This window comes from Duganella alba (genome assembly GCF_009674495.1).
GTDB lineage: Bacteria > Pseudomonadota > Gammaproteobacteria > Burkholderiales > Burkholderiaceae_D > Rugamonas > Rugamonas alba.
Map to the genome: position 1 here is coordinate 1 of NZ_WKJN01000065.1, position 9,627 is coordinate 9,627.

A 9,627-nucleotide genomic window follows, 5' to 3' on the forward strand; every position below is an offset into this window, starting at 1 on the left:
TCCTGGCGGTCGGCGCGGGCGGCGGAAGGCTGGTTGCGCGGCGCGCCGATCTCGATCAGGTCGAGGTCGGGGGCGTAGTCGGCCAGCCGCTGGCGGTGCGGCGCGCGCCACGGCCAGCTGCGGTGGGCGCGCCCCAGCACCAGCTTGGACAGGTTGTGGCTGCGCGCGTAGTCCAGCGCGGCCTGGGCGATGTCGTGGCCGGACAGCACGGCGGTGCTGGCGCCGAGCTCCTCGGCCAGTTTCAGCGTTTTGAGAATCTGCTCGCGCTGCGCGGCCGGCAGCCGTTGCAGCGCCGGCGTTTCGACGTAGATCGCGTGCCAGCCGGTGCCCAGCTGGCCGGCCAGGCGCGCCGTGCTGCGCACCGTGTGTTCGCCGTCGGCGCGCGGGCCGACGCAGGCCAGCAGCGCGGCGCCGGTCTTCCAGATGTCGGCGATCGATTGCTCGACGCGGTAGGCGCGCACGTCGTCTTCGATGCGGTCGGCGGTGCGGCGCAGCGCCAGTTCGCGCAGCGCGATCAGGTTGCCCTTGCGGAAGAAGTTGCGCGCGGCCCGTTCGGCCTGCGCCGCCTGGTACACCTTGCCGCTTTGCAGGCGCGCCAGCAGTTCGTCGGCCGGGATGTCGACCAGCACCACTTCGTCGGCCTGGTCGAACACGGTGTCGGGCACGGTCTCGCCGACGCGGATGCCGGTGATGCCGCCCACCACGTCGTTCAGGCTTTCCAGGTGCTGGACGTTGACGGTGGTGAGCACGTCGATGCCGGCGTCCAGCAGTTCCTCGATGTCCTGCCAGCGTTTCGGATGGCGCGAGCCGGGCGCGTTGGAGTGCGCCAGTTCGTCCATCAGGATCAGCGGCGGCCGCAGGGCCAAGGCGCCGTCGAGGTCGAACTCGGCGATGCGCCGGCCGCGGTAGTCGACCGCGCGCGGCGGCAGCAGCGTCAGGCCGGCCAGCATGGCGGCGGTGTCGGCGCGGCCGTGGGTCTCGACCACGCCGACCAGCACCGGCTGGCCGCCCTCCTGCAGCTTGCGGGCGGCGGCCAGCATGGCGTAGGTCTTGCCGACGCCGGCCGAGGCGCCGAAGTAGATGCGCAGCTTGCCGCGCGCGGCCTTGCGTTCCTGCGCCTGCACCTGCGCCAGCAGCGCATCGGGGTCCGGTCGTACAGCGTCGTGGGGGAACATGGCCATGCGCGGATTTTACCCTAGCCGCGCGGCTGCGCGCGCTCCAGCGCCAGGTTCAGCGCCAGCACGTTGACGCGCGCTTCGCCGAAGAAGCCGAACCACTGCCGCTGCTCGGTGCGGCCGATCAGCGCCAGCACCTGCTCGCGGCTGATCTTGCGCACGGCGGCGATGCGGCCGGCCTGGTACTGGGCGGCGGCGACGCTGATCTCGGGATCGAGGCCGCTGGCCGAGGCGGTCACCAGGTCGACCGGGATGGCGGCGCTGTTGGCGACGCCGGCCGCGGCGTCGGCGGCGCGCAGCGCGTCGATGCGGCCCTTGACGGCGTCGATCAGGGCCGGATTGGTCGGGCCCTGGTTGGCGCCGCCGGAGCCGGCCGCGTTGTTGGGCATCGGGCCGGTGGCCGACGGACGGCCCCAGAAATACTGCGGCGAGCTGAAGGCCTGGCCGATCAGCGACGAGCCGACCGCCTTGCCGTTGACGTCGACGATGCTGCCGTTGGCCTGGTCGGCGAAGGCGGCCTTGCCGATGGCGGTGACGGCCAGCGGGTAGAGCACGCCGCAGAGGAGCGTCAGCGCGGCGAACACGGTGACGGCGGGACGAAGGTGCGAGGTCATAAAAAAACTCCAGAGTAGCGCGATTGCCGCGCAGGCGGCAATCCATGCTGAGTATCGGCTCCCGCCTGCGCGGGAGGCCACGTCGCCGGCGGCGACGCGGCGGTTAGACGAGGTTGAAGGCGGCCAGCAGCAGGTCGATGGCCTTGATGCCGATGAACGGCAGGACGATGCCGCCGACGCCGTACAGCAGCAGGTTGCGGCGCAGCAGCGCCACGGCGCCGATCGCGCGGTACTGCACGCCCTTGAGCGCCAGCGGGATCAGCACCACGATGATCAGGGCGTTGAAGATCACCGCCGACATGATCGCCGAGGCCGGGCTGGCCAGCTGCATGACATCGAGCGCCTTCAGCTGCGGGAAGGTGCCGACGAACGCCGCCGGGATGATGGCGAAGTACTTGGCGATGTCGTTCGAGATCGAGAACGTGGTCAGCGAGCCGCGCGTCATCAGCATCTGCTTGCCGATTTCGACGATCTCGAGCAGCTTGGTCGGATTCGAGTCCAGATCGACCATGTTGCCGGCCTCTTTGGCGGCCTGGGTGCCGGAGTTCATCGCCACGGCGACGTCGGCCTGCGCCAGCGCCGGCGCGTCGTTGGTGCCGTCGCCGGTCATCGCCACCAGCCGGCCTTCAGCCTGGTAGCTGCGGATCAGTTTCAGCTTGTCTTCCGGCGTCGCCTCGGCCAGGAAGTCGTCCACGCCCGCTTCGGCGGCGATGGCGGCCGCGGTCAGCTTGTTGTCGCCGGTGATCATCACGGTCTTGATGCCCATGCGGCGCAGCTCGGCGAAGCGTTCCTTGATGCCGCCCTTGACGATGTCCTTCAGCTCGACCACGCCCATCACGCGGCCGCCGTCGACCACCACCAGCGGCGTGCTGCCGCGGCGCGCGATGTCGTCCACCGTGCGGGCGATGTCGGCGGGGTATGGCTGGCCGAGCGCCTCGACGTACTGGCGCACGGTGTCGGCCGCGCCCTTGCGGATCGCGCGCGCGCCGATGTCGATGCCGCTCATGCGCGTCTGCGCGGTGAACGGCACGAAGCTGGCGTTCAGCGTGCCCATGTCGCGTTCGCGGATGTTGAACTTCTGCTTGGCCAACACCACGATGCTGCGCCCTTCCGGCGTGTCGTCGGCCAGCGAGGCCAGTTGCGCGACGTCGGCCAGCTGCTGCTCGGTGACGCCCGGCGCGGCGAAGAAGGCCGAGGCCTGGCGGTTGCCCAGCGTGATGGTGCCGGTTTTATCCAGCAGCAGCACGTCGACGTCGCCCGCCGCCTCCACCGCGCGGCCGGAGGTGGCGATCACGTTGGCCTGCATCATGCGGCTCATGCCGGCCACGCCGATGGCCGACAGCAGGCCGCCGATGGTGGTCGGGATCAGGCATACCAGCAGTGCGATCAGCACCGTGATGGTCACCGGCTTGCTTACCACACCGGCGGCGCCGGCGGCGCCCACCGAGAACAGCGAGAACGGCAGCAGCGTCACGGTGACCACCAGGAACACGATGGTCAGCGCCACCAGCAGGATGGTCAGGGCGATTTCGTTGGGCGTCTTCTGGCGCTTGGCGCCTTCCACCATCGAGATCATGCGGTCGAGGAAGGTCTCGCCGGGATTGGCGGTGACCTTCACCACCAGCCAGTCCGACAGCACCCGGGTGCCGCCCGTGACCGACGAGAAGTCGCCGCCCGATTCGCGGATCACCGGCGCCGATTCGCCGGTGATGGCGCTTTCGTCGACCGAGGCCACGCCTTCGATCACTTCGCCGTCGATCGGGATCACGTCGCCCGCCTCGACCAGGATGTAGTGGCCCTTGCGCAGATCGAGCGCCGGCTGCGGCAGCCAGGTGGTGCCGTGCTTGGGCGTGGCCAGCTTCTTGGCCGTGACGCTCTGCTTCAGGCTGCGCAGCGAGGCCGCCTGCGCCTTGCTGCGGCCCTCGGCCAGCGCTTCGGCGAAATTGGCGAACAGCACGGTGAACCACAGCCAGACGGCGGTGGCGGCGATGAAGCCGAACGGCGCCTCGCCCTTGCCGCCCAGCGCCTGCGCCGCCAGCAGGGTGGTGATGATGCTGCCGACGTAGACCACGAACATCACCGGGCTGCGCAGCTGGGTGCGCGGATGCAGCTTGCGGAAGGCGTCGGCGATCGCCGGCAGCACCAGCTGCGACTCGAACATGCGCAGCTTGCGGGCTGGCGGATTGGTAAAGAGCGTCGCCTCTTTTTGCGTAGTAGATGACATGTTGATTCCTTATTGGGCAAACAGCTGCAGGTGTTCGACCACGGGGCCGAGCGCCAGCGCCGGGACGTAATTGAGCACGCCGACCAGCACCACCACGCCGCACAGCAGGCCGATGAACATGCCGCCGTGGGTCGGCATGGTGCCGGCGTTGGCCTCCAGCCGCTGCTTGCCGGCCAGCGAACCGGCGATCGCCAGGATCGGCACGATCATGGCGAAGCGGCCGAACCACATGGCCACCGCCAGCATGCTGTTGTAGAACGGCGTGTTGGCCGACAGCCCGGCAAAGGCGCTGCCGTTGTTGTTGGCGGCCGAGCTGAAGGCGTACAGGATTTCCGAGAAGCCGTGCGCGCCGGGATTGGCGATGCCGGCCTTGCCCGGCTCGCACAGCACGGCGATGGCGGTGCCGGCCAGGACCAGCGTCGGCGTCACCAGGATGGCGATCGAGGTCATCTTCATTTCGTAGGCCTGGATCTTCTTGCCCAGGTATTCCGGCGTGCGGCCGATCATCAGGCCGGCGATGAACACCGCCATGATGGCGAAGATCAGCATGCCGTACAGGCCGGTGCCGACGCCGCCGAAGATCACTTCGCCGAACTGGATCAGCAGCATCGGGATCATGCCGCCCAGCGGCGTGAACGAGTCGTGCATGGCGTTGACGGCGCCGCACGAGGCGGCGGTGGTGACGGCGGCGAACAGCGCCGAGGCCGAGATGCCGAAGCGGGTTTCCTTGCCTTCCATATTGCCGCCCGCTTGCAGCGCGCTCGTGCCCTGGTCGACGTGCAGCGCCTGCAGGCCCGGATGGGCGGCCTGCTCGGCGCCCAGTACCACCAGCGTGCAGGCCACGAACAGCAGCGTCATCGCGCCCAGCACGGCCCAGCCCTGGCGGCGGTCGCCGACCATGCGGCCGAAGGTGAAGCACAGGCCGGCCGGGATCAGGAAGATGGCCAGCATCTGCAGGAAGTTGCTCAGCGCGGTCGGGTTTTCATACGGGTGCGCCGAGTTGGCGTTGAAGAAGCCGCCGCCATTGGTGCCCAGCATCTTGATCGCTTCCTGCGAGGCGACCGGGCCCATGGCGATGGTCTGGGTGGTGGCGGTCAGCGTTTCGGTGACCGGCTGGCCCTTGGCGTCGAGCAGCGGCTGGCCGTCGGCGCCCACCTTCGGCTGGCTGTAGGTGACCGGGTCGAGCAGCTGCACCTCCTGGTAGGCCGAGAAGTTCTGGATCACGCCCTGCGCCATCAGGACCACGGCCAGGATCAGCGACAGCGGCAGCAGCACGTACAGCGTCGAGCGGGTCAGGTCGACCCAGAAGTTGCCGATCGATCGGGCCGAGCGCGCGGCGAAGCCGCGGATCAGCGCGTAGGCGACGGCGATGCCGGTGGCGGCCGAGAAGAAGTTCTGGCCGGCCAGCACCAGCATCTGGGTCAGGTAGCTCATGGTCTGTTCGCCGCTGTAGCCCTGCCAGTTGGTGTTGGCGACGAAGCTGACGGCGGTGTCGAAGGCCGAATCCGGGCTGACGTTGGCCATCGCCTGAGGATTGAGCGGCAGCCACAGTTGCACGCGTTGCAGGCCGTAGGTGACCAGCGTGCCGATGACGCTGAACAGCAGCAGCGAGAAGGCGTAGGACTTCCAGCCCTGGCCTTCCTTCGGGTTGACGCCGGCGGCGCGGTAGATCAGGCGTTCAATGGGGGCCAGCCAGCCCAGGCCGCGCAGCGGGCTGGCGCCGGCCGCGCCGTCGCCGACGCGGGTCAGCAGGATGCCGAGCGGCCAGGCCAGCGCCAGCAGCACCGCCAGGAACACGATCAGCAGCAGGATCGATTGCAGGGTCATGTTACAGGTCCTCCGCTTTCAGCAGGGCCACCACCAGGTAGACCAGCAGGCCGGCCGCCGCGAGGGCGCCGATCACATAGAACGTGTTCATGGTTGGCCTCCGAGCTTGTCGCAGCCGGCGGCCATGGCCACCGTCAGCAGGTAGAACAGCGCGATTGCGCCGATAAATACTAAGTCCATCACACCCTCACAGGTCTTGTTTTGATAGCGTGAAGCTTAGCCAGAAGGGTCTAAAGATTTTGTAAAGACTTGCCGGCGGGGTGTAAACAAAGCGTAAAAATTTACGTTTTCTTTACGGACGGCGGGCGACTCTTTAGAACATTTTTACGGGCGCTTGGCTACGCTGGTTCCATCGCAACTACTGAGGAACATCATGCAGACTTCCCTACACGGCATCTGGGTGCCGCTGGTGACGCCGATGGCGCACGGCGAGATCGATCTGGCCTGCCTGCAGCGGCTGGCCGAGCGCGTCATCGACGACGGCGCCCACGGGCTGGTGGTGTGCGGCACCACGGGCGAGGCGCCGCAGCTGGATCTGGCCGAGCAGAGCGCGGCGCTGGCGGCCGTGCTGGAGGTGGCGCAGCGGCGCTGTCCGGTGCTGATGGGCATCGGCGGCAGCGATACCTTTGCCGCCGCCAGCCGCGTGCTGGAGTTCGACGACGAGGATCTGGCCGGCTATCTGGTGTCGACGCCGGCCTATGTGCGGCCGTCGCAGCTGGGATTGCTGCGCCATTTCGAGACGATTGCCGACGCCACGGCGCGGCCCATCGTGCTGTACAACGTGCCGGCGCGCACCGGCGTGCAGCTGGAGCTGGCCACCGCGCGCACGCTGGCGCAGCGGCCGCAGTTTGCCGCCATCAAGGAGGCCGGCGGCAGTTTGCGGCAGATGACGGACCTGGTGCGCGAGACGCCGCTGTCGGTGCTGTGCGGCGACGATGCGCTGCTGTTTGCGGCGCTGTGCGGCGGCGCTCATGGGGCGATTTCGGCGTCGGCGCAGATTCGTACCGATTTGTATGTGCAGTTGTTCGATCTGGTGCGCGCGCAGCGGCTGGTCGAGGCGTGCGCGCTGTTCGAGCGCCTGCTGCCGATGGTGCGCGTGCTGTTCTCGGAGCCGAATCCGGCGCCGTTGAAGGCGGCGCTGGCGATGCAGGGACTGTTGCGCGACGAGTTGCGGCTGCCGATGGTGTCGGCCACACCGGCTTGCAGGGAACATCTGGCGGCGGCGCTCGCGGCGCTGGACGCCGTGCCGCGCTATCGCCGCGCGCCGGCAGCGGCGGGCGATGCGCAGACCGGCGCACGTTACTCACTGGCGCACGCCATGGCGGCCATATGATCGTCGCGCTGACAGGCATGGACGGCGACTGCGCCGTCGCTGATCTGGCCGAGGATCTGGCCATGCTGCGCGTGGCGGCGGGCAAGCGCGTGCTGCTGGTCTCGCCCAATCCCGGTCCGTATGACGCACAACTCTACGACGATCTGGTGATCGACGCTTCCCAGCGCGATGACCTGGCGCTGGCGCGGGCCAACGTGGTGCTGGCCCTGCTGCGGCCGGAGGCGCTGGAGCGCGATGGCTGCGCCGATGTGCTGGCGCGCCTGCAAGCCGCCCAGCGCGTCAATCCGGCCGCGCGGCTGCTGGTGACGGTGGCGCACGGCCGCCGTCCGCTGTCGCCGCATCAGGCGGGATGCCTGCTGGTGTTCGTCGCCCAGCTGCCGCACGCCCGTCTGGCCGACACGCTGGTGCTGGCCGATGGCGAAGACACCTATCACTCGCGCCACAGCGAGCTGGAACTGCAAGCCTACAAGGAAGACCGCAAACTCTGCGCCCCCGAAGTGCGCCACCTCTACCGCGAAATCTTTCGCCCTCGCCTGGAGGCGGCATACATGGGTGCCCTTTTTCCGCGACAGGCGGTCTAGAAAGTCTATAAAGGGCTAGATTGAACTTCATAGGGCTAGAACGGTCTATAACTTGGGGGATGTGAGAGCAGCCTTGAGATTTATAGCCCGTTCTAGACTTTTCCACTTCCCCACGGTAACGGTTATAGACCGCTCTAGCCTTTTCTAGCCCGATCTAGACCTTCATAGACTTTATAGACCGGAGGGGCAAAAAAAATGGACCACCCTATACCTATAGGCCTGCGCGGCAGCGTGCTGCTTGCGCTGTGCCACGCAGTCGACGACCTCGGTTATACGGACAAGGCGCACGAAGCGCTGTGCGAAGCGGTCACCGAATGGCTGGAGCGGCGGCAGGCCGCGCCCGAGGCCACCGCCGCCGCACCGCAGCCGCAGCCCCTGCCGCGCGCCAAGCCCGGCTATCAATGGAAGCAATTATTCCTGCCTGAAGGCACCGAGCTGCGCGTCACCATGCACGGGCGGGTGCGTCACGCCGCAGTCGAAGGCAATCACATTATTTACAACGGCAAACCGGTCTCGCCATCGCAGCTCGCCAACACCGGCGACGTTGTGCGCAATGCATGGCGCGTCGTCTGGCTCAAGCTGCCGGGAGAAGAATGGGAGCGCGCGGCGGACCGGCGCGCTCCGTGGCGGAGTTAGAACACTTTGCTGATCATCAGCTGCAAGGCGGTCTTGCCGAGGAATTTGCCGTTGGCGGCCGAGGTGTAGGCCGATTCCTGGGCGTTGGTGCCGATGACGGCCAGCGCGCCGGTGACCACGCCGAAGTCCCTGGTCACGCCGACCTTCCAGTCGGTGTACGAGGCCGCATCGTTGTGCTTGACGTCCTGACGGCCGGCGTGCAGGTTGACGGTCCAGCCGTCGCCGGCGTCGATGTTGGCGCCCAGGTCGATGTAGCCGCTGTTCTTACTGTCGGCGAAGCCGAACAGGTTGGTGGTCGCATGCGAATACTTGACGTAGGCCGGGCCGTAACCCAGCTGGCCGTAGATCTCGGTGGTGTTGGCGCTGACCGGCAGCGCGTTGGACGCATACACATAGGTCAGCACGCCGACGTCGTACGACACGTCCGCCGTCACCTGCCCGCGCTTGCCGGCGTACAGGTCCAGCTCGACGTGGCCGTCGCCGCCCGCGTCCGTGATCCAGGTGATGGTCGACGCCCACGCGCCGACATACAGGCCGGTCGGATTGTTGACGTAATCGACGCCGCCCTGCAAGGCCGGCTGCAGGCGCGTCTGCGAAATGCCGCGATAACGGTAGTCGCTGATCACCGCCACGTTGAAGCTGACGGCGTTGTCCGGCACGGCGGCCGGCGCTGGCGCGGCCTCCTCGGCGCGGGCGCCGGTGGTGGTCAGGGCAAAGGCAGCGGCAACGGCTGCGGCAAGTACGAATTGGTTCATGGTGCTACTTTCTCTCAGTGGTGAATCTCAGTGGTGGAAAACTTCGCGGTACAGCGCGTCCATATCGGCCGGCGCCTGGCCGCGAATGACAGTGCTGGCCAGCGTGGCCGACATCACCCTGGCGACGTAGGCGCGCACGGCGGCGCGTTCCTCGTCGCTGGGGGCGGTGTCGCCGCCGACCAGGACAAACAGCACGCGCAGGTCCGGATTGAACATGCGCGCGGCATTGAGGCGGGCGATCAGCTGGTACTGGCGCGCCAGATCGACCTGCTGCGGCGTCACCGGCACCACCACCAGGCGCGCGGCGATCAGCGCGGCGCGGCTGTCGGCCGTGTCGCGGCCCTCGGTGTCGACGACGATGTCGTTGTAGCGCTGGCGCAGCAGTTCGAGCGCCATGCGCAGCGCGCGGCCGGTGATGGCGCGGGCGGCAAAGCGCGGCTGCACGCCGGCCGCCGTGCCGGACAACGCCGTCAGCTTCAACG

Annotated in this window: 11 protein-coding genes; 3 read left to right on the forward strand and 8 right to left on the reverse strand. The window is 68.0% G+C overall.

Features of this window, described 5'->3' with window-relative positions; translation table 11 throughout:
• The 6 genes from GJ695_RS28825 to GJ695_RS29895 form a co-directional block, all read right to left on the reverse strand.
• Positions 1–1,175: KdpD family sensor histidine kinase (locus GJ695_RS28825; protein ID WP_503826185.1), on the reverse strand; the 1,175-nt coding region annotated here is incomplete at its 3' end.
• Positions 1,176–1,195: 20 nt separating this feature from the next.
• Entirely contained in the window at positions 1,196–1,789 is a 594-nt protein-coding gene (gene kdpC / locus GJ695_RS28830) for a potassium-transporting ATPase subunit KdpC (protein ID WP_154370528.1), read from the reverse strand.
• A 103-nt stretch (positions 1,790–1,892) separates the two neighbouring features.
• On the reverse strand, positions 1,893–4,013 hold the full coding sequence (kdpB, locus tag GJ695_RS28835) for a potassium-transporting ATPase subunit KdpB (protein WP_154370529.1): 2,121 nt from the start codon (positions 4,011–4,013) through the stop codon (positions 1,893–1,895).
• A 9-nt stretch (positions 4,014–4,022) separates the two neighbouring features.
• Positions 4,023–5,840, reverse strand: coding sequence for a potassium-transporting ATPase subunit KdpA (gene kdpA, locus GJ695_RS28840; protein WP_154370530.1), 1,818 nt, complete (start codon positions 5,838–5,840; stop codon positions 4,023–4,025).
• 1 nt (position 5,841) lies between these two features.
• A complete protein-coding gene (gene kdpF / locus GJ695_RS28845) occupies positions 5,842–5,931 on the reverse strand; it encodes a K(+)-transporting ATPase subunit F (protein ID WP_154370531.1) in 90 nt (29 codons plus the stop codon).
• The gene (locus GJ695_RS29895; RefSeq protein WP_208023469.1) at positions 5,928–6,020 is read right to left on the reverse strand and encodes a potassium ABC transporter ATPase; all 93 of its coding nucleotides are present in this window, start codon (positions 6,018–6,020) and stop codon (positions 5,928–5,930) included. Before GJ695_RS29895 ends, kdpF begins: the two co-directional genes overlap by 4 nt.
• A 193-nt stretch (positions 6,021–6,213) precedes the next feature.
• Here GJ695_RS29895 and dapA point away from each other — a divergent pair, with 193 nt between their 5' ends.
• The 3 genes from dapA to GJ695_RS28860 all read left to right on the forward strand — a co-directional run bounded on the left by dapA (position 6,214) and on the right by GJ695_RS28860 (position 8,390).
• Positions 6,214–7,173: a 4-hydroxy-tetrahydrodipicolinate synthase gene (dapA, locus tag GJ695_RS28850; protein WP_154370532.1), complete on the forward strand. Its 960-nt coding sequence runs from the start codon at positions 6,214–6,216 to the stop codon at positions 7,171–7,173.
• The gene (locus GJ695_RS28855; protein ID WP_154370533.1) at positions 7,170–7,754 is read left to right on the forward strand and encodes a P-loop NTPase family protein; all 585 of its coding nucleotides are present in this window, start codon (positions 7,170–7,172) and stop codon (positions 7,752–7,754) included. The genes dapA and GJ695_RS28855 overlap by 4 nt, the downstream gene beginning before the upstream one ends.
• A gap of 195 nt (positions 7,755–7,949) precedes the next feature.
• On the forward strand, positions 7,950–8,390 hold the full coding sequence (locus tag GJ695_RS28860; RefSeq protein ID WP_154370534.1) for a hypothetical protein: 441 nt from the start codon (positions 7,950–7,952) through the stop codon (positions 8,388–8,390).
• Here the strand turns inward: GJ695_RS28860 and GJ695_RS28865 are convergent.
• Positions 8,387–9,145 (reverse strand): TorF family putative porin, encoded by a 759-nt coding sequence (locus GJ695_RS28865; RefSeq protein WP_154370535.1) that lies wholly within the window; start codon positions 9,143–9,145, stop codon positions 8,387–8,389. The genes GJ695_RS28860 and GJ695_RS28865 overlap by 4 nt on opposite strands.
• A 27-nt stretch (positions 9,146–9,172) precedes the next feature.
• Positions 9,173–9,627: hypothetical protein (locus GJ695_RS29750; protein WP_166455420.1), on the reverse strand; the 455-nt coding region annotated here is incomplete at its 5' end.